At 61.0% G+C, this 23,072-nt stretch carries 16 protein-coding genes and 1 pseudogene; 5 read left to right on the plus strand and 12 right to left on the minus strand.

Annotation, left to right across the window (positions count from 1 at the left end; genetic code table 11):
* The first annotated feature begins 25 nt into the window (after positions 1–25).
* The 3 genes from AC2YB9_RS12585 (at position 26) to AC2YB9_RS12595 (ending at position 3,356) form a co-directional block, all read left to right on the plus strand.
* On the plus strand, positions 26–1,216 hold the full coding sequence (locus AC2YB9_RS12585) for an ABC transporter substrate-binding protein (RefSeq protein ID WP_487265686.1): 1,191 nt from the start codon (positions 26–28) through the stop codon (positions 1,214–1,216).
* A 74-nt stretch (positions 1,217–1,290) separates the two neighbouring features.
* On the plus strand, positions 1,291–2,136 hold the full coding sequence (locus AC2YB9_RS12590; RefSeq protein ID WP_487265687.1) for an ABC transporter ATP-binding protein: 846 nt from the start codon (positions 1,291–1,293) through the stop codon (positions 2,134–2,136).
* Positions 2,137–2,144: 8 nt separating this feature from the next.
* Positions 2,145–3,356, plus strand: coding sequence for a phenylacetate--CoA ligase family protein (locus AC2YB9_RS12595; protein ID WP_487265688.1), 1,212 nt, complete (start codon positions 2,145–2,147; stop codon positions 3,354–3,356).
* Between the two features lie 10 nt (positions 3,357–3,366).
* Here AC2YB9_RS12595 and hemW read toward each other — a convergent pair whose 3' ends face one another.
* The 3 genes from hemW to AC2YB9_RS12610 all read right to left on the minus strand — a co-directional run bounded on the left by hemW (position 3,367) and on the right by AC2YB9_RS12610 (position 7,073).
* Positions 3,367–4,560 carry a radical SAM family heme chaperone HemW gene (gene hemW / locus AC2YB9_RS12600; protein ID WP_487265689.1) on the minus strand — a complete coding sequence of 398 codons (1,194 nt, stop codon included), beginning with the start codon at positions 4,558–4,560 and terminating at the stop codon, positions 3,367–3,369.
* Positions 4,541–6,373 carry an AMP-dependent synthetase/ligase gene (locus AC2YB9_RS12605; protein ID WP_487265690.1) on the minus strand — a complete coding sequence of 611 codons (1,833 nt, stop codon included), beginning with the start codon at positions 6,371–6,373 and terminating at the stop codon, positions 4,541–4,543. Before AC2YB9_RS12605 ends, hemW begins: the two co-directional genes overlap by 20 nt.
* 67 nt (positions 6,374–6,440) lie before the next feature.
* A complete protein-coding gene (locus AC2YB9_RS12610) occupies positions 6,441–7,073 on the minus strand; it encodes an MOSC domain-containing protein (RefSeq protein ID WP_487265691.1) in 633 nt (210 codons plus the stop codon).
* A 114-nt stretch (positions 7,074–7,187) separates the two neighbouring features.
* Here AC2YB9_RS12610 and AC2YB9_RS12615 point away from each other — a divergent pair.
* Positions 7,188–8,577: pseudogene (locus AC2YB9_RS12615) on the plus strand (IS256 family transposase).
* Between the two features lie 372 nt (positions 8,578–8,949).
* On the opposite strand, the gene AC2YB9_RS12620 reads toward AC2YB9_RS12615, so the two are convergent.
* Together AC2YB9_RS12620 and lepA are read right to left on the minus strand one after the other, a co-directional pair.
* Positions 8,950–9,369, minus strand: coding sequence for a hypothetical protein (locus AC2YB9_RS12620; RefSeq protein ID WP_487265692.1), 420 nt, complete (start codon positions 9,367–9,369; stop codon positions 8,950–8,952).
* Between the two features lie 1,025 nt (positions 9,370–10,394).
* Positions 10,395–12,254, minus strand: a complete 1,860-nt coding sequence (gene lepA, locus AC2YB9_RS12625; RefSeq protein ID WP_487265693.1) for a translation elongation factor 4 — start codon at positions 12,252–12,254, stop codon at positions 10,395–10,397.
* A 183-nt stretch (positions 12,255–12,437) separates the two neighbouring features.
* Between lepA and rpsT the strand changes: the two genes are divergently transcribed.
* A complete protein-coding gene (rpsT, locus tag AC2YB9_RS12630; protein WP_487265694.1) occupies positions 12,438–12,698 on the plus strand; it encodes a 30S ribosomal protein S20 in 261 nt (86 codons plus the stop codon).
* A 147-nt stretch (positions 12,699–12,845) separates the two neighbouring features.
* On the opposite strand, the gene holA is transcribed toward rpsT, so the two are convergent.
* The 7 genes from holA to AC2YB9_RS12665 all read right to left on the minus strand — a co-directional run bounded on the left by holA (position 12,846) and on the right by AC2YB9_RS12665 (position 23,050).
* Entirely contained in the window at positions 12,846–13,817 is a 972-nt protein-coding gene (gene holA / locus AC2YB9_RS12635) for a DNA polymerase III subunit delta (RefSeq protein WP_487265696.1), read from the minus strand.
* A gap of 46 nt (positions 13,818–13,863) precedes the next feature.
* Complete coding sequence (locus AC2YB9_RS12640) at positions 13,864–16,089, minus strand: ComEC/Rec2 family competence protein (RefSeq protein ID WP_487265697.1); 2,226 nt, start codon at positions 16,087–16,089, stop codon at positions 13,864–13,866.
* 14 nt (positions 16,090–16,103) lie between these two features.
* Complete coding sequence (locus AC2YB9_RS12645; RefSeq protein ID WP_487265698.1) at positions 16,104–16,811, minus strand: ComEA family DNA-binding protein; 708 nt, start codon at positions 16,809–16,811, stop codon at positions 16,104–16,106.
* Between the two features lie 105 nt (positions 16,812–16,916).
* Positions 16,917–17,762 carry a DegV family protein gene (locus tag AC2YB9_RS12650; protein ID WP_487265699.1) on the minus strand — a complete coding sequence of 282 codons (846 nt, stop codon included), beginning with the start codon at positions 17,760–17,762 and terminating at the stop codon, positions 16,917–16,919.
* A 330-nt stretch (positions 17,763–18,092) separates the two neighbouring features.
* On the minus strand, positions 18,093–20,960 hold the full coding sequence (gene leuS / locus AC2YB9_RS12655; protein WP_487265700.1) for a leucine--tRNA ligase: 2,868 nt from the start codon (positions 20,958–20,960) through the stop codon (positions 18,093–18,095).
* A 64-nt stretch (positions 20,961–21,024) separates the two neighbouring features.
* Positions 21,025–21,690 carry a potassium channel family protein gene (locus AC2YB9_RS12660; RefSeq protein ID WP_487265701.1) on the minus strand — a complete coding sequence of 222 codons (666 nt, stop codon included), beginning with the start codon at positions 21,688–21,690 and terminating at the stop codon, positions 21,025–21,027.
* A 4-nt stretch (positions 21,691–21,694) separates the two neighbouring features.
* Positions 21,695–23,050, minus strand: coding sequence for a TrkH family potassium uptake protein (locus AC2YB9_RS12665; protein WP_487265702.1), 1,356 nt, complete (start codon positions 23,048–23,050; stop codon positions 21,695–21,697).
* Between the last annotated feature and the right edge of the window lie 22 nt (positions 23,051–23,072).

Consider the following 23,072-nt stretch of genomic DNA (forward strand, 5'->3'; position numbering starts at 1 on the left):
ACAAAACCCTGAAGGAGATGTTCCAATGTCAACCAAATTGCCTTTTAGGCTAGCCGCACTGTGTGCTGGTGCCGTTCTGGCCACGACCGCATGTGGCGCCCCCAGCAGTTCCAAGGCCGATAGCGACGGTCCCATCAAAATTGGCATCATTGCCGATCTGACCGGCGCAACCGGCGATGTCGGCACGCCCTATAACAAGGGCATGCTCGGTTACATCGCCTGGCGCAATAAACAAGGCGGCATCGACGGTCGCAAGATCGAGGCAGAGTCCAACGATTATGCGTACGAGGTTCCCAAGGCCGAACAACTCTACAAGAAGTACGTGGCCAATGGTGCCATCGCAATTCAGGGCTGGGGCACCGGCGACAGCGAAGCATTGCGCGGAAAGGTTGCTTCCGACGAGCTCCCATTTATGTCAGGTTCGCTCGCCGAAGTGCTCGTCGATCCGAAGGAGTCACCGTTCAACTTCGTGAACGTAGCAACCTACTCCGATCAGATGCGCGTCGCGCTCAAGTGGATCGATGAAGACTCCGGCGGCGACGCAGAAGTCGCGGTGTTCCACAGCGATTCACCATTCGGCACCGCGCCAGTTGCTGACGGTCAGGCCTATATCAAGGACAAGGGCTTCAAACTCGGCTACAAGGCATACCCAATGCCGAAGACCGCGAACTACGTTGGTTTGCTCTCGCAGGCAAAGTCTCAGGGTGCCAAATACATCGTGATCCAGAATGTCTCGAGTCCTGCTGCGCAAGTCGCCAAGGACATCAAGGCACAGGGCCTCGACATGAAGATTGTCTGCCTGAACTGGTGCTCAGATGAGTTGTTCATCAAAACCGCTGGCGCTGATGCTGCCGACGGCACGATGATGGTGACGCCGTATGCCCCACCGTCGGCTGATAAGCCGGGCAATGCTGATGTTGCGAAGTACCTCGAAACAAAGGGCAGCACGCTGGAGAAGGAAGGCCTGCATTACCTCCAAGGCTGGTACACGATGCACGCCATGGCCGAAGGTATGGCCGCGACCATCAAGAAGGGTGACGACCTCACCGGAGCCAACCTCAGAACGGCGCTCGAGACAATGGGGCCGATCGACACCGGTGGAGTCATGGGAACGATCGAATATTCCAAGGACTCCCACCGTGGTTCGACCACCTCAGGCGTTTATGAGGTCGCCGACGGCGGCATGAAACTCATCAAGGCAGACGTCACTCCGTAATCTCCCGCGTGTGGTGGCGGCCGCCAATCGGCCGCCCCACGCCTCTCGACCATTTCCCAAACCGGGTAGGAGCCATGGCACTTCCACAGAACGCAATGCGTGAATCCGCACCGACACCGAAACCGGCAGCAATGCTCGCACTCAACAACATCGAGGTCATTTACGACGACGTTATTTTGGTGCTCCGCGGGTTGTCCCTGAACGTTGAACAAGGAAAAATTGTTGCGCTGCTGGGCTCAAACGGAGCAGGTAAGTCGACGACGCTCAAGGCGGTGTCGGGACTACTGCCGTCTGAACACGGCGAGGTTACTGACGGCACGATCATGTTCGACGGGCTGGACATCACCACGATGGATGCAGCCCAACGGGTGCGTCACGGGATGAGTCTCGTCATGGAGGGCCGCCACGTTTTCGAGCACCTGACCGTCGCCGAGAATCTCACCGCGGGTGCTTATTCTTTGCCCCGCGGCGAGACGCACGAGAACGAAGAGCTCGTCTATTCGTTCTTCCCCAAGCTCGCCGATCTCAGAACCCGTGTGGCTGGCTATCTGTCCGGCGGCGAGCAGCAGATGCTCGCGATCGGCCGTGCCTTGATGTCGAAACCTCGGCTCCTGATGCTGGACGAGCCGTCCCTGGGCCTAGCACCGCTCCTGGTCAAAGAGATCTTTGAGCACATCGCGCGGCTCAACTCCGAACTCGGACTGACCGTCCTAGTCATCGAACAGAACGCCCGTCGGGCGCTCGACGTCGCGCATCACGGCTACATCATGGAACAAGGCCGGATCGTGCTCGAAGGTGCCGCCGCGGAGTTGAAGGAGAATCCCGATGTTAAGGAGTTCTACCTAGGCCTCGGCGACGAGGGCACCCGCAAAAGTTATCGCGATGTCAAACACTACAAACGTCGCAAGCGTTGGTTGTAGGAGTACCCATGTCCATCCCCCAGTCTCAGCACCTCGCCTATAACGAAGCATTCGATGCCCGTGTCGCCGCAACCATTCGTGCTGCGTCCCAGATTCCGGCTTTCGCGCGCCGACTCGAACGAGCCGGATTGTCGACCGAGCAGCTAACCACCGCACAAAGCCTTTCCTTGCTGCCGATCCAATCAAAGGACGATCTGCTTGAGGCGCAACTTGCAGATCCTCCATTCGCTGGCATGCTGGCTCCCGGCTCAGACGTCAGCCGAATATTTCAGTCACCCGGTCCGTTATACGAACCTCAGGTCGCGGGTCCCGACCCGTGGCGGTGGGCACCTGCGCTGACAGCGGCCGGGATCGGCGCTGGCGACACCGTGTTGAACTGTTTCGGCTATCACCTCTCACCCGCTGGTGTCATGTTTGACGAAGGTTGTCGAGCGGTGGGCGCCCGGGTTGTCCCCGGCGGTATTGGCTCAGGCGAGCTCCAAGCTAGGGCGATTAACGACCTACCGATCAGCGGCTACACCGGCTTACCCAGCTATCTCAAGTCACTCATTGGACAGTTCGAAACGCTCGGATTGGACCGCGATCGCTGGACGCTGGAACGCGCTGTCGTCACCGCCGAACCGCTGCCCGAGACCTTACGTCGCGAGCTCAATCACTATGTCCCGACGGTCTTGATGGCTTATGGCACCGCCGAAACCGGACTACTCGGCCACGAGGTCTCAGCTGGCACCGGATTGGTCGTCCCTGATGACGTACTGATCCAAATCTGCGACATTTCCACCGGCGAACCAATCACCGAGGGCGAAGGCCAAATTGTCGTCACGTTGTTCCGGCCAGAGTATCCGCTGATCCGATTCGGCACCGGTGATCTGTCCGCCTGGATCGACGGCGCGGATGGCCGGCCGCGACTCGCCGGGGTGCTTGGTCGCATCGGCCAGGCGGTTAAGGTCCGGGGAATGTTCCTGCACCCGCTTCAAGCCCGGCGCGTGATCGGGGCAGTCGTAGGCATCGCTGACTTCCAACTCATCATCGACCGGGTCGAACATCGCGACACGCTGGTCTGCGAGGTAGTCCTCGCCGCAGACCAGGCCGCCGCTGCGACGCTGGAGGATGTCCGACACGCGATCCGACAAGGATTGCGCTTCAGCTGCGATGTGACCGAGATCGATGCTCTGTCGGTCGACGCTGAGGTTATCGTCGACAATCGAAGTTGGGACTGACCGACTGGAACTAGGGCACCAAACGGCGTACGACAGCATCGGCCAACAGCCGGCCCTTGAGCGTCAGCACCAATGGCTCACCGGCGGTGATTGGCTCAATCAAGTTCTCGGCGATGAGTCCGGCAACCGCGCCTCGGACCGACGGCTCGAGTACGTCGGGGTCAAGGCCGGAGCGAAGCCGTGATTCAAGCAGCACGCGTTCGACCCGGCGGGTTGAGTCGTCGAGGATTTCAAAATCCTGAACCGGCGCAGCACCGGAGTTGAGCTGATTGGCATATGCAGCCGGGTGTTTGACGTTCCACCAACGCGTACCGTCAATATGCGAATGGGCGCCGGGACCAAACCCCCACCAGTTGTCACCGACCCAGTACAACTCATTGTGGTGGCAACGTGACGCCGCATCGCGCGACCAGTTGGAGAGTTCGTACCAGCCGAAACCGGCCGCTTCGAAGCGTTCATCGGCCAGCACATATTTATCCGCCATTTCATCGTCATCAGGCATTGCGATCTCGCCGCGCTTCACCTGCCGTGCGAGCGCCGTTCCCGACTCGACGATCAGTGCATAGGCGCTGATGTGGTCCGGTTCCAGCGAGATCGCGTGGTCGATGCTGCGCTGCCAGTCAGCAAGCGACTCCCCAGGCGTCCCATAGATCAAGTCGACGCTGAGTTGCTCGAATCCGGCGGCGCGCGCCCAACTCACCGCAGCGGGGACGCCTTCGGGGCGATGGGTCCGATCCAGCACCTTGAGAACATGCGGCACCGCCGACTGCACACCAAACGAGATCCGGTTGATGCCGCCGGCGCGCAGGATCGCCAACGATTCAGGGGTGACGCTGTCGGGATTGGCTTCAGTCGTGATCTCGATGTCAGGTACGAAACCGAACGAGTCACGCAGCGCGGCCACGATCCGGACGAGGTCGCCGGGCGGCAGCTGGGTCGGCGTTCCACCGCCGAAAAACACCGTCTCAAGTGGCGGCGCATCGTCCAACAGAGCAGCGGCCTGATGGATCTCGGCGATCGCTGTGTCGGCATACGAGGCGCGCGTGGCGCCCTCACCCAGCTCGTCTGCGGTGTAGGTGTTGAAGTCGCAGTAGCCACAGCGCACCGAGCAGAATGGCACATGGACGTACGCGCCGAAGGGTCGCACACCCAGCTGGGCGCGCGACCCTTCGGTTAGGAACTCTTTATGCGTAGAAACTGTCAAGGAGCGCCTTGTTGTTCTGTTCAACGATGTTGCGCTTGACCTTCATACTCGGGGTCAATTCGCCTTCCTCGATCGACAGGTCGTGATTCAGGATCGCGAACTTCTTGATCGTCTCCCACTTGTTGAGGCGAGAGTTGAGCTCGTCGACCTGGCCCTGGATGATGTCGTGAATCTGCTGCGACCCAACAACGTCGGAATAGGACTTACCGGACATACCGTTGGTCTCGGCCCATTCGGCGATGGCATCGGGGTCGAGCGTGATGAGCGCGGAGCAGAAGTTGCGTTCAGCGCCAAGCACGATGATCTGGCTACACAGCGGCGCGATGCCCTTGAACGTGCCTTCGATATGCGGCGGCGCAACATACTTGCCACCGGAGGTCTTGAACAGTTCCTTCTTACGTCCGGTGATGAACAGGAAGCCGTCCTCGTCGATGCGGCCCTCATCGCCGGTATGCATCCAGCCGCCATCGGTGAGGGATGAGGCGCTTTCGCCTTCGAGATTGTGATAGCCCTCCATGACGTGCGGGCCCTTGATGAGGACTTCGCCGTCTTCGGCAATCTTGATCTCACTGCCGGGGAACGCCGTACCAACCGAACCCAGTTTGAAGTTATCTGGCTGGTTAACCGTGGCGCCAGCGGAGGTCTCAGTCATGCCGTAGCCCTCAAGGATCAAGATGCCCGCCGCATGGAACCACTCAGCGATATCAGAGGAGAGTGCGGCTGCGCCGGAGATGAAGAATCTGACGCGGCCGCCGAAGCGGGCCCTGATCTTCGAGAAGACCAACTTGTCAGCAACCGCATATTTCGCCTTGAGCACCGGCGAAATCGGCTTACCGGCGCGGGTTGCGCGCGAATATTCCAAGCCGACTTTTTCGGCCCAGCGGAAGATTTTGAGTTTGACGCCGCCTTCGGCTTCGGTCATGGACACGATGCGCCCGTAGACCTTCTCAAAAATGCGTGGAGCCGCGCCCATGAAAGTCGGCTGGATAATCGGTAGGTTGTCGATGATCTTCGGGACGCGACCATCGATCGCGGTGGCGAAGCCGATCTGAAGTTGCGTCGAGAGCAACACCTTGCCGAAGGAGTGCGCCATCGGCAACCACAGGAATTGCAGGTCGTCGACGCTGAGTGTGCCGCCTGCGTCGATAACCGCACCTTCGTAAACCCAGCTGTCGTGCAATAGCCGCACGCCCTTGGGTCGACCGGTCGTCCCGGAGGTATAGATGAGCGTTGCAAGGCTCGTCGATGTCGTTGCGGCAACACGGTCTTTGATGGCGGTTGGGTGTTCGGCCAGATATGCCTTGCCGAGTTCCTCGAGGTCATCGAAGCTGATAACCCAGTCGCCATCGGTCGTGCCGTCGGTCACGATGACCTTCATGATGGCGGGGAGTTCGCCATGCTTCTCGCGCAGTTTGGCGACTTGTTCGTCGTCCTCGGCAAACACGATCCGGCTACCCGAATCGGCCAAAATATAGGCGACGTCGTTGGCGATCGTCGCCGGGTAAACGGTGGTCGTTGCCGCGCCCGCGCAAATGATCGCCAGATCGGCCAAAATCCATTCGATTCGCGTGCCCGATGCGATTGCAACTCGCTCCTCGGGCTCGATGCCGAGCGAGACGAGTCCGGCGGCGAGGTTAGATACGCGATCGCCAGCCTGACTCCAAGTCAGCGACTGCCATGCTTCGTTCTCATCGGGGAAACGAAAGGCCTCTCTGGCCCCTGATTGCTCCACCCGACCAAAGAACTGGTCACCGATACTTTTAGCACGGTCGTCGATGATGGCGAGCTGAGCTGGAGTCAGCTGAATGTTCATATATTCCTCATTGCTTTCCGAGAGGCTGTGGTGGCGATCACCATAGCCCAGCCTAGGGGCAATCGGCTTAGACGTCGCGAAGTTTGGACAATTTGGCCTTGATTCTGGCCGCCATACGCGGCTCCTCGGCAAGTGTCGCAAGCAGGTCGCGTTCTGTGGTTTGCGCACGAAAAGTGTGCGCGACTGTCAGGTCATGCGGGCGAGACTCGACGACCTCGATCGCGTCGCCCGCGGTGAACTCGCCCATCTCAATAACCCGCAGGTAGGCACCGGGACGTCCTCGCTGGGTGAACCGTTTGACCCAGCGCTCCTGATCAACGAATCCTTGAAACACCGAACACGGTATGCGCGCGGCCGCGACTTCGAGCAGCGTCGTGCCGATCCGCCAGCGTTCGCCAATCCGCGCCGCGTCGACATCGATGCCCCGGGTCGTCAGATTCTCACCGAAGTTGCCTGGCGAAAAATTGCGTCCGGTCTCCTGAGACCAGTAGTCGAGCTCTTCACCGGAGTACGCATAGACCGCTTGATCGGGTCCACCATGATTGACGAGGTCGGCGATCTCATCACCTTCGAGCCCCAGCGGGTGCACGTGCACAGCTTGTGTCGTGGGGCGCTTGTCGATCGCGCTGCGCTTCATGTGTCCCCAAGGGACATCGACGGCAAGACCGACGTTGATCGACTCAACAAAAGGGCTGCTCACGAGACGATCCTATGCCGCGAGTTTCGCCCGGTTCAACGAGCGTTGGGACTGTGGATTTAAGGGTGTTTCCGGCCTGACGCGCCGAATGGATTGTTTGGCGGGAAAGGTGCCGTGATGACCGCGACACTGAACGATGTGAATTCGAACAATGAGAAGAAGCCCAGCCCGTCTGCTGAAGAGGCGGCTGCTGTTGAGCTTGTCCGGAAGGCTAAAGAACAGGGCCTCTCGCTCACTGGCCCTGACGGGCGGGGGTCCCTCCCTGCACGGAGTGCTTGGGGGCGTGAAACTGTTCACCAAGAACGTCCTTGAGACCGCTCTAAACGAGGAACTGACCGAGCATCTGGGTCACGAAAAGAACCGTGTCCCTGACGGCCGTGAATCGGCCAATGTGCGCAACGGGACACGTCCCAAAACGGTGCTGACCGAAGCCACCGGACAGGTTCAGATTGAGGTCCCGAGGGATCGGGATGGGACGTTCACTCCGCAGATCGTGAAGAAACGACAACGCCGGCTAACCGGTGTTGATGAGATGGTCCTGTCGCTTTATGCCAAAGGCCTGACCACGGGTGAGATCAGTGCCCACTTCAACGAAATCTATGGCGCCAGCGTGTCCAAAGAAACCGTTTCGAGGATCACGGACAAGGTGATCCAGGAAATGACTGAATGGGTCAACCGTCCGCTTGCGCCGGTTTATGCGGCGATCTTCATCGACGCCATCGTGGTGAAGATCCGTGACGGCTCCACAGCGGCTACGCCCTGACTGCTGCGGCTCCACTGTCGCGAACCGGCCCATCTATGCCGCGATCGGTGTCAGTTTGGCTGGTGAGAAGGACGTTCTGGGGCTCTGGGCTGGCACCGGCGGTGAGGGCGCGAAGTTCTGGATGAGTGTCCTGACCGACATGAAGAATCGTGGCGAGACGGACACGTTCTTCCTGGTCTGCGACGGGCTCAAAGGACTGCCCGATGTGGTGGGCAACGTCTGGCCGTTGACGACGGTCCAGACCTGCATCATCCATCTAATTCGGAATACGTTCCGTCTGGCGTCGAAGAAAGACTGGGACGCGCTCAAACGAGACGTGAAACCGATCTACTCAGCACCCAACCCCAACGCAGCCCGGGCAGCGCTGGACGACCTGGCCGAGAAATGGGGCAACAATACGGCGCGATCATCCGGCTCTGGGAGAACGCGTGGGAGGAATTCATTCCGTTCCTGGACTATGACGTCGAGATCCGCAAAGTCATCTGCTCCACCAACGCGATCGAATCGCTGAACGCAAGATATCGGCGAGCTGTCCGGGCACGCGGCCATTTCCCGACCGAGCAGGCGGCACTCAAATGTTTGGGGGTACCGCCCACGACGAAGTCGTAGGGGGAGATCTTGTGACTAGGTCTCTATGATCCGACCGGTCGTGGGCAGACCCGATGGACGATGCGCTGGAAGCCGGCTCTTAACGCCTTTGCCATCACCTTCGCCGACCGCTGGCCGGCCGCCGAAACCTACTAAATGAAACCGCCGGAAACACCGTTAATGAAACAGACCCCCAGCGGTAGAAAAACACAAACAGGCTTGCCCTTTTGTGGCGTCGTGCCACGGCTTCCCTATTCTCAGTTTCGGTGGGAGAGTCAGGACATCCGGCTGTTCTGGTCTATGAGGGAGGTCGCAATGAGAGGGCTCAGGGCTTTAAGTGCTGTCAGCAAGTCGCTCTTCAGCACCGTCTTGCGCGTGATAGGTATCGAATCGCACAGCGTCGACCCGAAGGGCGCTGACTACTTATTCAAGCCGCGACCACCCGAGTACCGGCCGTAGCGTCACGGCACACCCAGACACTTGGGGTTTGCCATGCCCGATCTCTAGGTGCAATGGGAGTTTGCGGACTTAGCGACTCTTGCGGGAGTAGTGATCTCGGAAGGCGAATCGAAGCCAGTAGGCGGCAGCCGAGACCAGCGTGAAGCCGATTGCATACAACACGGTTATAACCGGCACGATCGGCAAGATACGAATTTGGTCGGCTTCGCCAGGGCCGGACCAATCAAGGGCGGGATAGGCAACGATCAACACGGCCATGACGACGGCAACAGGCATAGTTGACACCCAGGAGAGGACGGTCAGCAACGGCCCATTATGGATCGCCTGAGCGATGATCACGACGACCAGCAAGGTCGCGGCAGCCAGAACACGGATGTTCTCGTCGTTGATTACCACGGCGTAAGCAGCTCCCACGGTGACTGTGTTGATCAGCAAGAGGCAAACGAAGGTCAGCCTGTCCGACCGTCTGGTCGTCGCTGTGTCAGTCATGACCGCAACCCTCTCCGCTGATCGTCAAAACCCTACCGGTGATTGTGTGCGGGGCTTGTTGCTTTCCACACGACGCCGTTGGGTGTGTTGGGGGTTAGCGGGCTTGGCGGCGGCGATCATTGTCGCTCCACTGCTTGGGCGGCCTTCATTCTCGGTGGCTCGCTGTCTGCGGAGTTGAGCCCACGGGGCCAAGTCTGTTGCGGCCCGGTCGGGTTGGTTGTGCTTAGCGGGGACACGGGATTTGTCGATCCCCTGAATCTCAAAACGTCCGACTTGAACAGTTGGACTCGTGATTGCGTCAGCGGCGCGCGAGATCAATCGAAACTCGCCATCGTTCCCGGTGTGATCGTCCTAGGATGCGCCGGATGGGCTGTGATCGATTCAAGTCGCAACCGAAGAGTCTGCGGCGCAAGGGCATACACCCCGCACTAGGCGTCTTGGGAATTTACAGCCTTGGACAGCGGCTGTCCGGATCGGGCAAGCAGTCGCGTGTCCGGATGTCCTCATCTGCGGTGGATTCGAAGCCGTTGGGCGATTTTTACGTTCGGCCTCGGAGCGCGATCCCACTGCGTGCTGTTGGCTCATTCCAATCAGCAGGTCGGAATTCACGCGAGAGCATTCATGATTTTATCGTTACGCCGTTCGGCCGTTGCCGTCACGGCTGGAGCACTGTTGTTGGCGTTGTCGCCGATGATTCCGTCCTTCGCCGCGACCAAGACGACGGTTACCGGAACTGTGCTCGGTATTGATGGAAATCCTGTTCGGGGTGTTGCGGTCTTGGGTATAAACCTCGGTGACAAAGCTGACGACGGTTTCGTCGAGTTCAGCGCCACGGGTGCCGACGGCACTTTCTCTCGCGCTCGAAACGGTCAACTCTCGGCCGGCCAGTGGGTGTTCATTTTTCAGGATTCCTCCGATGAGTATGCAGCGATGGTGTCCGACCAGACCATTGTCAGTGGAGCGAACACCCTCGAGGTCGAGGACCCGACCACGTTCGACCCGAGTTTGTTGTTCGGTGGCACCGGCTACTTCTTGTCGATATCGCCGGTCGAAAGCGCGGCGATGAAGGCCTCTTGGGGGACTTCGACGCGACCAACCATTTTCATGCGCTTCTTGCCCTCTTTTTGTTTCTCGAGCAGTTTGCGCTTGCGCGAAATATCGCCGCCATAGCACTTGGCGAGGACATCTTTGCGGATCGCACGAATTGTCTCGCGGGCGATCACACGCGAGCCGATTGCGGCTTGGATCGGGACTTCGAACTGCTGGCGCGGAATGAGTTCCTTGAGTTTTGAGGCAAGCGCAACACCGTAGGCATACGAGCTGTCGCGGTGAACGATCGCACTGAATGCGTCGACGATCTCGCCCTGCAGCATGACGTCGACCTTGACTAGATCGGAAGCCTGCTCGCCGGTCGGTTCGTAATCGAGTGAGGCGTAGCCCTTCGTTCGACTCTTCAGCGCGTCGAAGAAGTCGAACATGATCTCGCCCATGGGCAGCGTGTATTTGATCTCCACGCGGTCCTCGGACAGATAATCCATGCCAACGAGTTCGCCACGGCGCACCTGACACAACTCCATGATCGCGCCGATGTAGCCCGACGGGCTAAGCACTGTGGCGCGCACCATCGGCTCAAAGACCTTGGCGATCTTGCCCTCGGGATATTCACTCGGATTGGTGACCGTATGTTCGCTGCCGTCTTCCATTTCGACGCGATAGACGACGTTGGGGGCGGTTGAGATGAGGTCGAGATTGAACTCCCGCTCCAGCCGCTCACGGACAATTTCGAGGTGCAGTAGACCGAGGAACCCGATCCGGAAGCCAAAGCCCAGCGCGCCGGAGGATTCCGGCTCATAGGTGAGCGCCGCATCGTTGAGCTGCAACTTCTCCAGCGCATCACGCAGCGTGCTGAAATCGTCGCCGTCGATCGGATAGAGGCCGGCGAACACCATCGGATTGGGGTGTCGGTAACCGCCCAATGGCGTGGTCGCGCCCTTGATCGCGGACGTGACGGTGTCACCGACACGAGACTGGCGAACTTCCTTCACCCCGGTGATGAGGTAGCCAACTTCACCGACACCGAGGTCCGGGGACTTGACTGGATCAGGTGAAATAACACCGACCTCAAGCATTTCGTGGACCGCGCCGGTCGACATCATCTTGATTCTGTCGCGATGTGAGAGCTTGCCGTCGAAAACGCGGACGTAGGTCACAACCCCGCGGTAGGTGTCATAGACCGAGTCGAAAATCAGCGCACGCGGCGGCGCCGTAGGATCGCCCTTCGGCGGCGGGATCTCATCGACAATCTTGTTGAGCAGTTGTTCAACGCCCTGGCCAGTCTTGGCCGAGACGCGGAGCACTTCATCGGGATCCCCGCCGATGATGTGCGCGATCTCGGCGGCATACTTCTCCGGCTGCGCACCGGGCAAATCAATCTTGTTGAGCACCGGGATGATGTCGAGGTCCGCGTCGATCGCGAGGTAGAGGTTGGCGAGTGTCTGCGCTTCGATCCCCTGCGCCGCATCGACCAAAAGGATCGCGCCTTCGCAGGCCTCTAGGCTTCGACTGACTTCATAGGTGAAGTCCACGTGGCCTGGGGTGTCAATCATGTTGAGGACGTAGGTCTCGCCGGCGTCAGCACCATCAGATTTGGTGAACGGCATCCGCACGGCTTGGCTCTTGATCGTGATGCCACGCTCACGCTCGATGTCCATACGGTCCAGATATTGGGCGCGCATGTCGCGTCCGTCAACCACACCGGTGTGCTGCAACATGCGGTCGGCAAGGGTCGACTTGCCGTGATCGATGTGCGCAATGATGCAGAAATTTCGGATGATTGCAGGGTCGGTCGCTCCGGGCTGAGGCACTGCGTTGGGGCTGGTGGTCATGATGGCTTCATTGTCCCATGGCAACCGGCAATCGCTGCACCTGCTCGCCCCGATCCAACCGGTATGCTGGTCATCACCGACGGCCGATTTGAGGCTGGGGCCAATCCGCTGCTAAAGTGAGCGGTCGCGTGCTTCGGTGCGCAGAACACCATCCACATACTTTCGAAAGAACAGGCTTGCCTCGTGGCAAATATCAAGTCGCAGATCAAGCGCAACCGGCAGAACGACCTTGCCAAGGAGCGCAACAAGTCCGTGCGCTCGGCGCTCAAGACGGCCGTGCGCCGCTTCAATGAAGCTGTGGCTGCCGGCAAGACCGATGATGCCAAGGCGCTCGCCGCCGAGGCCACCAAGAAGATCGACAAGGCCGCCTCCAAGCGCGTCATCCACAAGAACCAGGCTGCCAACCGCAAGTCGGCTATCGCCAAGAAGGCTGCTGCACTCTAAGCGTTGTCAGCTGAAAAGGCGCCCTTTGGGGCGCCTTTTTCTTTTGTCGCGTGCCGGGCTAGCCACCGAGATTTGGCGGATAGATGCCCAGAATCTCGCGGAAACCCTGTCGAAACGGGATGATCGCGGCCAAATCTTGGGGACGGGCTAGCCGTTGCGGGCCGCAGCCACCTGCAAGACCATGCGTTCCAACGCGTATGCCGGATCGGCCCCGCCGCCCTTAACCTCGACATCGGCCCGCGCGATCGCGCTCAACGCCTTGGCGAGGCCACGCTGGTCCCATCCCTGCAACTGCCCGCGCAGGGCGCGAATTTTGAATGGCGGCGCACCGATGTGTTTAGCCAGATCGTTGTCGCGCAAACCGGGCGGAGCACTCGACAACTTGGCCAACGACCGCACGCCCGATGCGAATGCACTCGTGACGAGAACCGCGGCAACTTTATTGGCCTCCGCCCAGCGCAATTGCTCAAGTGCAATCGCAATCCGGCCGCTGATCGCCGCGTCGGCGATCTCATAGCCGCGGACCTCCGCGCGGCCGCCAAAATACTGTTTGACGATGTCAATCGATACCGGCTCGCCGCGTTCGATCGAGCTGACGAGTTGATCGGCGGCACCGGCCAACGCCCGCAGATCCTGACCCACCGCAGCAACTAACAACGTTGCCGCACGGTCATCGGTTGTCGATCCCAGCCGACGGATCTCGTCCTTGATCCAGGCCGCAAAGTCGCGCTCATATTTCGGCGCTTCACTCTTGACCTCAGCAACCGCCACACACTTGCGCAGTTTGTCGAGCAATCCCTTGCCCTTCTGACCACCGCTGTGGATCAGCACTGCGGCCGAATCAGCTGCCGGCGCTTTGGCGTATGCCAGCAGCTCCTCCTGCTGGCTGTCGCCGAGTTCTTGAATATCGGCGATGACGACAGCGCTGGATGAGCTAAAAAGAGATGGGCTTGTCAGCGCGGCTAGTTCACCGGGAGCAACTGTCGATCCCGATACCGTGGCGATTTCACAGTCCGGCTGCTCGGCCGAAATCGCCTCGACCGCCCGCCGGCGAGTGCGCTCGGACAGGAACTCGGCGTTGCCGGTGATGAGCAAGATTTTGCCGAACGGGGAGGCCACCGAACCAGCATACTGAGCCGCTCCGACGGCGCGCGGTCCCGGCGGTTCAGCGGGTGAAGACCTTGAGCCTGCCGCCGTTGACGGTGACCGCGATATCGCCGCTGCGGTCGGTGCGATATGCCGCGACGTCAAGTTTGCGCAGCAGCGTGAGCGCGGCCTGGGCGGGATGACCGTAGTCGTTGTCCTTACCATCGCTGATCGTCGCGATCCGGGCCCCGACCGCCGCAAAGAACTCCTCGGATTGCCGGGCACTGCCGTGATGAGGCATCTTGAGGATGTCTGCGTGCAGGTCGAATCCAGTCTGGAGGATCGCACCTTGTTCTTCTGGCTCGGCATCCCCACTCATCATGATGCGCATGCCGCGGGTCGCAACCAGCAGAGCGACGCTCGCGTTATTGGCGGTCGAACCGTCGCGTTCTTCGGCGCGTAAATGCTCGGTCGATTCGGGACCGAGTACGGAGAAATTCAGGCCGCCGACCGTGAAAGATTCACCCAACACGGCCTCGTGCCGTGGCACCCCACCACCCGGACCGCCAGTTGGTCCGACCAGGATCTGGTCGACCTGCCGGCCACCTTCGACGCCAGCCCAACCACCGATGTGGTCGGCGTGGCCATGGGTGAACACCATCAGTCGTATGTGCCGGACGTCCAGTCGCTGTAAGCAGCGGTCAACCGGGGCCGGTTCGGGGCCCGCGTCCACCACAACCGCGCTGCCGTCACCGGCGTTCAAGATCGTGGCATCGCCCTGCCCCACGTCGCAGGCGATCATGACCCAGCCCGCAGGCGGCCAGCCCGGCGTCGGCGGCCGCCACAGACATATCGCCAATCCGAGTGACAGGCCAACCAAGAGCACCGGACGGGCGCCGATCCAGACGATTCCCGCCGCGGCCCCGATACACAACAGGCCGAGCAACCAGAGCGGGCCTGACCAAGCAACTGCCGCACCCGGAAGCGCGGCCGACCAGTGCGCGACGGCAAGGATCCAGCTGCCACACCAGCCCGCTGGTATTCCAACGATATGGCTTGCCGATGCTGACAGCAGCCCTACCGTTCCCCCAGCAAGTCCGAGAATAGTGGCTGGCGCGACGGCCGGGCCGGCAAGGATGTTGGCGAGCACTGATACGAGCGACACTTGTCCAGAAATCGCTGCGATGACGGGGGTGCAGGCGAGTTGTGCGGCGATCGGCACCGCGATCGCGATGGCCAGCCAGCGCGGCATGCGCCGGGCCATGGCGGCGGTCAGCGGCGGTCCGAGCAGCAGGATGCCCCCAGTCGCACACACTGACAGGACAAAGCCAAGCGCAGTAGCAAGCCATGGGTCGACCAGGACCAGAACGACGATCGCCCATGCCAACGCCCGCACGCCGCCACGCGTGCCGTAGCCGAGTCCGGCAAGTCCCACGCTGCCCATCGCCGCGGCACGCAGAACACTCGGGTCTGGCCGCGCCAACAGGATGAAACCGACGACCGAAAGTGCGCCGAGCAGCCATTGCCCGCGCCGACGGATGCCAAGAGTTCGCCCGATCAGCAGCAGCGTGACCAACACGATCGTCAGGTTGGTCCCGGAAACCGCCAGCAGGTGAGTCAGACTGGTGCGGCGAAAGTCATCCTTCGTTGATTCGTCGAGGCCTTGATCGTCGCCATGAACCAGCGCCGGGATTAACGCCGCCGGCTCGCGGCCGGTTTGACTCACCGATTCGGTCACCGCCGCACGCATCCGCGCGGAAGCACCCCACCACCACGCCTCGTGCCGAGCCGGACCGAGCCGTATGACCGTGAACTCGGCGGCTCGGTTGGTCACGTCGGTCGGAGCGAGTCGACCGAGCGCGGTGAAACGCTCCCCCATTTGCAGCCGCGCTGCGCGTGCACTCGTCGAGGCATTCGCAAAAACGGTGATCGGCACACGATCGGCAAACGACTCATGCCGCGCTCCGATTCGATGTACGACCGCATCGAGCACGACCAGTTGGCTGCCGTGTGCCGCGAAACTGCGAGCATCCCGACTGACCGTCGCGTCGATTGTGACCAAACTGTGGCTGATCGCAAGCCGGTGCACCGAAGAGTTGCTAACTGCTGTCATACGCCAGGCGGTGACAGCCGCCACGGTGCAAATCACGATTGCCAGCATCAGTATCGGCAACTGCTTACCGGGTCGGGCCGACGCAAGCCAGCACAATCCGAGCCCCACCGCGAACAGGCCGAAACCGGTCGTCGCCGACGTACTGACCACAACCCCGGCGGTGGCCCACGCGCATACGGCGGGAATCGCCATACGCAGATCGTGCATTAGGGAGTCACAAGATCGCGAAGATCCTTTAGGGTTGCCGGACCGATTCCTTTCACATCAAGCAAGTCTTCGACCTTCGTGAAGGATCCGTTCTTGGTACGCCAATCAAGGATCGCCTTCGCGGTCACCGGACCGACGCCCGGCAGCCCATCAAGTTGTTCAGTCGTCGCGGTGTTGAGACTGAGTTTTGCACCTGTTGCCGCGCCGGCCGGGCCAGTGGTGTCGCCAAGCGCAGGAGCGATGCCGACCAGAATCTGCTCCCCGTCGACCAACACACGGGCAAGATTGAGGCCCACCGTTGGGGTTTTGCCTTTCAGCCCGCCGGCCGCCTTGATCGCGTCGACGACCCGCGATCCCTTGGGTAGCGTGACTATGCCGGGATGCCCGACCTTCCCCGCGACGTCAATCACCACGTCAGCGGCAGCGACCTTGGCGGGTGCCGCCGACGTCGCAAGCGGCAGCGCCGGCGCCTCGGCCTCAGCGTGCGGCCGGGCCGACAACAGCCACCAGGTCGTAATCACCGCTGCCGCGGTCAGGACCACCCCCACGACCCGGAGGTGTTGACGCTCCAGTCGGTGTGCGGACGGCGCGGGCGTCTCGTCGTTCTCGGTTGTGCGCCCTTCGGCTGTGCGTCCTTCAAATGTTGCGGTGAGTTGCGCAAGTCTGCGCCGAGCCACATCAGCGCGGGTCTCCTCCTCGATCTTCACTCCGCGACTGTATGCAGATCAGCCCCGCCCAGAAAGGCACCATTGCGCGACCTGTGCACAACTTCGACCGGGCGCCCGGCAGTGGATAACTCCGGCCAAGACCGGTCAGGCGTGCGGAGTCAGCGTCACCGCGATCATCCCCGGGCCGACATGAGCTCCGATCGAAGCCCCGACCTCGCTGATCGCGATTGCGTCGATGCCCAACGACTTGGTCAATCGAGTCGCGACCCCAGCGGCAACTGTGGGATTGGCCAAATGTTGGATGCCGATATCGAAGCCGTGCTCAAAACTGCCGGCTCGCTCGACGATTAGCGTCTCAAGCCGTGCCAGCGCCTTGGCCGACGTACGTACCTTCTCCAGCGGTGTGATCAGCCCACCGGCGACGGTCAACAGCGGCTTGACCGCTAGGGCTGAGCCCAGCAGCGCCGCCGCGGCACCAACCCGGCCACCACGGCGGAGATATTCGAGCGTATCGACATAGAACACGGTGAACGAGTTCTGACCGGCTCGGCGAGCGGCGTCGGCAACTGCCTTGATGCTGCCGCCATCAGCGCGAACTGCGGCCGCCCGTAGCGTCGAGAAACCGACCGCGATGCCGACCTGACTGGTGTCAACGCACGTCACCGGAATCGGCGACTTTTTCGCTGCCAACACGGCGGAGTCGAACGTTCCCGAGATCTTGCTGCTGAGATGAACCGAGACGACCCCACTCGCGCCAGCCTTGGCGGCCGCTTGATAGGCCTGCACAAAACGTTCCGGCGTTGGGCGTGAAGTGTTGACGGGGACGTATTCCGCCAGCGCTTTCGACACCGAATTCGCCGAGACGTTGACGCCTTCTTCAAATGATTCGGCACCGATGATGACCTGGAGCGCAACGACGTCGATGGCGTTGGCGCGCACCGCGTCCGCGGACAGCGAAGCCGTCGAATCGGTGACCAGTGCAATCGTCATGCTCAGAGGCTATCCCCTGCGCCAATCAATGGCGGTCAAGTGCCGTTCTCGGATTCAACCTCGCCACGGCAATCCGCGTGCTACTTTTTGGCGTCCGCGCCTGCGCGCAAAGCACCCACACGATCGGAACTCCATGAAGATCCGTACCATTTTCATTGCGATGTCCGCGGCGCTTGTCCTCACGACGGGCTGCTCAGAAAGCACGGGCGACAGTGCAGTCAGCGGCAAGACACTCGCCGCCCAGGTGTCAATGCAACTCGAAAAGCAGGTCGGTCAAGGACGGCACGGTCAACTTCAACATCCTGGTCGACGACGCGCCGAAGTAGTCGTTCAGACGACTACGTTGACCAGTTTGGGTGCGCGCACGATGACCTTACGAATCTCGCGGCCGTCGATGAAACGCACGACCTTCGGCTCCGCGAGCGCCAATGCCTGAAGCTCTTCATCGCCAATCGCGGGCGCCACGTCGATGGTCGCCCGAACTTTGCCCTGCACCTGTATGACGCAGGTGACGGCCGCATCGACGAGATACTCCGGTTCGGCAACGGGGAATGCCGCGAACGTCAACGACTCGGCGTGACCAAGCCGTGCCCACAACTCCTCGGCGAGGTGCGGGGCCAGCGGCGCCAGCATCAACACCAGCGGCTCAAGCGCCGCACGGCTGTGGCAGCTGGTACGGGTCAGATGATTCGTGAGTTCAATCAGTTTGGCGATCGCGGTATTGAAGCGCATCCCGTCAAACTCGGTGCGCACTGCCTCGATTGTCTTGTGCAGGACGTGCAGCGTATCCCCATCGAGCGCTGATTCATCGGCCACAAGTTCGCCGGTGCCTTCGTCAACGACGAGTCGCCATACGCGCTGCAGGAAGCGTTGCGATCCCACAACGGCCCGGGTCTCCCACGGCCGTGAGACGTCAAGCGGCCCCATCGCCATCTCATAGACCCGAAATGTGTCGGCACCATAGGCGTCATACATTTCATCGGGCGTCACAATGTTCTTGAGGCTTTTGCCCATTTTGCCGTATTCACGGCTGACCGGCTGGCCGTTATAGCGGTAGGTCGTGGCACCAGAGTCATCAACATGTTCGCTGACCTCGGCCGCAGGTACGTAGGTGCCGCGCGCGTCAACGAACGCAAACGCCTGGATATAGCCTTGGTTGAACAGCTTCTGGAATGGCTCTTCGCTCGAGACATAGCCCAGATCGAACAGGACTTTGTGCCAGAAGCGGGCATACAGCAGATGCAGCACGGCATGCTCAACGCCGCCGACATAAAGATCCACGCCGCCGGCATCGCCGGACGTGCGCGGTCCGAGCCAGTAGCGCTCGTTCTCTGGATCAGTGACCGCCGTCGCGTTATTCGGATCGGTGTAGCGCAGTTCGTACCACGACGAGCCCGCCCAATTAGGCATCGTGTTGGTCTCACGGCGGTAGGTCTTGGGGCCATCACCGAGGTCGAGCTCGACGTGGACCCAGTCCTGGTTGCGCGCCAGCGGCGGCTCCGGCTCGCTCGTGACATCGCCGGGCTCAAATGTCCGCGGCGAATAGTCGGGCACCTCCGGCAGGTCGACCGGCAGCATGTCGTCGGGCAATGCGATCGGTTGGTTGTCCTCGTCGTAGACGATCGGGAACGGCTCACCCCAATAACGTTGCCGGCTGAACAACCAATCGCGCAGTCGGTATGTCGTCGTGCCGCGGCCGGATCCCCTGCCTTCGAGCCATTCGATGATGGCTGCCTTGGCGGTCGCGACATCTTGACCCTCAAGGGTGATTCCGTCGGCATACTGATTTGTGTTGGAGGAGTTGATCGCCGGCCCGTCACCGGTGAACGCACCGCCGTCGAAACCTTCAGGCGGCTGGACGGTTCTGATGATCGGGAGTTCGAACTTCTCGGCGAACTCGTGGTCGCGATTGTCCTGTGCTGGGACTGCCATGATCGCACCGGTGCCGTAGCCAGTCAGGACGTAGTCGGCGATGAAGATCGGGACTTTCGTGCCATTGACTGGATTGCTCGCGAATGCGCCGGTGAAGACGCCGGTCTTTTCCTTGTTCTCTTGGCGTTCAAGATCGGTCTTAGCCGCGGCTGCCGCACGATAGGCGGCAATCGCTTCAGCGGGAGTCGCCGCGCCGCCGGTCCACAATGAGTTAGTGCCCTCGGGCCACGCTGCCGCCGTGATCGTTTCGACGAGATCATGCTCCGGCGCCAGGACGACGTAGGTCGCACCAAATAATGTGTCTGGACGCGTGGTGAACACATCGACAACCGCGTCCACTCCGGCAACACTGAAACTGACTTCCGCACCTGTCGAGCGGCCGATCCAGTTGCGCTGCATCTGGCGAACCGCTTCGGGCCAGTCAACGCGGTCAAGATCATCGATCAGGCGATCGGAGTAGGCCGTGATCCGCATGTTCCACTGCCGCAAATTGCGCTTGACCACCGGGAAGTTGCCGCGCTCGCTGCGCCCCTCGGAGGTGACTTCTTCGTTGGCGAGGACGGTGCCAAGACCGGGGCACCAGTTGACCGGGGCATTGCTGACATAGGCCAGCCGGTGCTGGTCAAGAACCTCATTGCGTTCGATCTTGGTGAGTTCGGTCCACGTGCGACCGTCTGCGACCGGCCGCTCCCCCGACTCGAACGCAGCAATCAACTCGTCGATCGGTCGGGCTTTGCCCTGATCGGTGTCATACCAGCTGTTGAAGATCTTCAGGAAAATCCACTGCGTCCAGCGCACATAGTCCGGGTCGATCGTCGTGAATGAGCGCCGCTGATCATGGGCCAGACCGAGTCGGCGCAATTGCCGACGCATGTTGGCAATGTTCTCAACCGTGGTCGCGCGCGGGTGACGGCCAGTCTGCACCGCATACAGCTCGGCGGGCAGACCGAACGCGTCGTAGCCAAGCGTGTGCAGGACGTTGGACCCGGTCATTCGTTTGTAACGGCCGACAACATCGGTGGCGATGTAGCCGAGTGGGTGGCCGACATGGAGCCCTGAACCCGAGGGGTACGGGAACATGTCCATGATGAAGAATTTGTCGCCCGGGATCGGACCGGCGAGATCGCCAACCGGGTTGGGCGCTTCAAACGTGCCTTCCGCGTCCCATCGGTCCTGCCAGCGCTGCTCAATGCCAGCCGCGAGTTCGCTGGAATAACGGTATGCAGTGCTGACGGGGTGGGTATTGTCGGTTTCGGGCGCGCTCACAAGCCTGACTTTACCGGAGCCGTGCCGCGTTGCCGACGCCTGCGTCGACGGTCACAATCAAGCCTCAGGTGTTCGTGAGCGCACAGAACGCCTCGACCTTCACCGTTGGTCCGGAAACGATCAGTTCGACCGCGTGGTCGATGAACGTGTCGGCCTTGGCATAGGTGAAATCCGTACCGGGAACCTTGATGCCGACGACCGTGACACCAAACTTCGCGCGCACCCTAGAGTCCTCCAGCGTCCGGCCGCATACTCCGCTCGGCGCCCGGGTGCGCGCGATTGCGAATCCGTCGTCAAATTCGATGTAGTCGATCATCGCGCCGGTCACCATGTGCGCGACCCGCTCGCCCATCGCTGATTCGGGGCGTATGACATGGGTAGCGCCGACTCGCTCAAGGATCCGCGCATGCTTGGAGTTAATGGCCTTGGCCCATACTTCTTTGACCCCGAGCTCAACCAGGCTGAGCACCGTCAGGACGCTTGCTTCAATATCGGTACCGATGCCTACGACCGCACGGTCGAATTGATCCGCGCCGATTTGCTGGAGTGCTTCGCTGTCGGTGGTGTCGGCGGCGACAATGTGGGTGAAATCGCTCGCATACCGTTGCACGATCTCCTGGCTTTCATCGACAGCAAGCACCTCGTGACCCAGTCGTTCGAGCGACTGCGCAACGGATGTACCGAAGCGGCCCATTCCGATCACGATCACCGGGCTGTCGGATGCGTTCACTTTCTTAGCCAATGATCGGCCTCTCCTCGGGCAGGTGGAAGCGGGAAGCCCGCCTGCGCATTGTCAATGCTGATGCCGCCGTGATCGTGCCGACCCGACCGATAAACATCAACATCATGAGTATGCCCTGAGCGCCGCCGGGCATCTGGGCGGTAATCCCGGTACTGAGTCCGACGGTACCGAACGCGGAGGCAACCTCGAACATGACCGACTGCGTGTCGAAATCAGTCATCGCAAGAATCGCCAACGTCGACATAGTGACCAGCATGACCGCGAGCAGCGCGATTGTCATGGCTTGGCGAATCGTGGCGCTGCCAACCGAGCGACGACCGATCCGCACTTCCGGGTCACCCCGCAGTTCGGCAAGAATCACATAGGCCAGCAAGAGAAAAGTCGTAATTTTGATGCCACCGGCCGTGCTGGCGCTACCGCCGCCGATGAACATCATCACGGTGGTGAAACCGAGCGTTTCGGCTCGCGCAGACCCCCAGTCCAAGCTGGCGAGCCCACCGGACCGGGGCATGATTCCGGCTTCGAACCCGCTCACGACTTTGTGTCCAAGGCCTTCCCCGCCGATCGTTCCCGGGTTGTGCCATTCCACCAGCAGGAATACAGCCGCACCGAGGATCGTCAGGCCAACGGAGCCCCAGACCGTCAGTCGGGTGTGGATCGTCCAGCGCGCCGGGTTTCGCCAACCCACGAACAACTCGGCGAGCACCGGGAAACCCACTGCTCCAAAAAAGACAGCCAGAGAAATCGGAATGATGATGAGGCCGTCGCCAGCATATCCAGTGAGGCTGTCACTGTTGAGCGAAAATCCGGCGTTGTTGAACGACATAACGGCGTCGAACACCCCGTGCCAGAGCGCAGTGGGCAGATCGTTGAAATACGCCCCGCGGTACCGGATCGTCAGCACTACTGCGATGACAAACTGGAATGACAGCATCGTGACGGCTACCCGCCGAAACAGCGGCCGGACCTCACCGATGTTCACCACGTGCATGTCGGTCTGCGCGACAAGGCGCGTACGGAGGCCGAGCCGGCCACCGATGAATAAGCCGAGCACCGTCGCGAGGGCAATGATGCCAAGGCCGCCGAGCTCGACCAGCACGAGCATGATCCCCTGGCCAGTCGGCGTCCAGAACGACGACGTGTCGACCGTTGAGAGGCCCGTGACCGTAACCGCCGAGGTTGACGTGAAGAGCGCCGCCATAAAATTTGCAGAACCCGCTCCCGCATGCGCCACTGGTAGCAGCAACAACACGGTGCCCACCAAGATCAGGGCAGCGAAGGTCAGTGGCAACAGCCGTACCGGATGCAGAATCGCGGCGGGCAGTGCAAACCGGAGGCGTCGAGACACGAAACGACGGTACCTTAGCCGG

It is taken from the genome of Aeromicrobium changchenzhani, assembly GCF_057586615.1.